Annotated in this window: 1 protein-coding gene; it reads left to right on the top strand. The window is 63.1% G+C overall.

Annotation, left to right across the window (positions count from 1 at the left end):
- A partial coding sequence (locus D7X55_RS40360; protein ID WP_233610415.1) for an isocitrate/isopropylmalate family dehydrogenase occupies positions 1-515 on the top strand: 515 nt, incomplete at both ends.

Raw genomic sequence — 515 nt, 5'->3', positions numbered from 1 at the left:
GTGGTGGCTTCACCTCGATCAACGTCAGCCTGCGCCGCCACTTCGACCTGTACGCCAACGTGCGTCCGGCCCACACCTTCCCGAACACCAAGTCGCGTTTCGACAACGTCGACCTGATCACCGTCCGTGAGAACACCGAAGGTGCCTACCTGGCCGAAGGCCAGGAAGTGTCGGCCGACGGCGAAACCGCCTTCTCCGGCACCCGCATCACCCGCAAGGGCTCCGAGCGCATCGTGCGCTACGCCTTCGAGCTGGCCAAGAGCACTGGCCGCAAGAAGGTCACTGCCGTGCACAAGGCCAACATCATCAAGTCGACCTCGGGCCTGTTCCTGAACGTCGCCCGTGAAGTCGCCGCACAGTACCCGGAGATCGAGTTCCAGGAAATGATCGTCGACAACTGCTGCATGCAGCTGGTGATGCGTCCGGAACAGTTCGATGTGATCGTCACCACCAACCTGTTCGGCGACATCATCTCCGACCTGTGCGCCGGTCTCGTCGGCGGCCTGGGCCTGGCC

Origin of the sequence: Corallococcus sp. AB049A (assembly GCF_003668885.1) — a bacterium.
GTDB classification, from domain to species: Bacteria; Myxococcota; Myxococcia; order Myxococcales; family Myxococcaceae; genus Corallococcus; species Corallococcus interemptor.
This window is presented reverse-complemented; position numbering and strand designations above follow the sequence as displayed.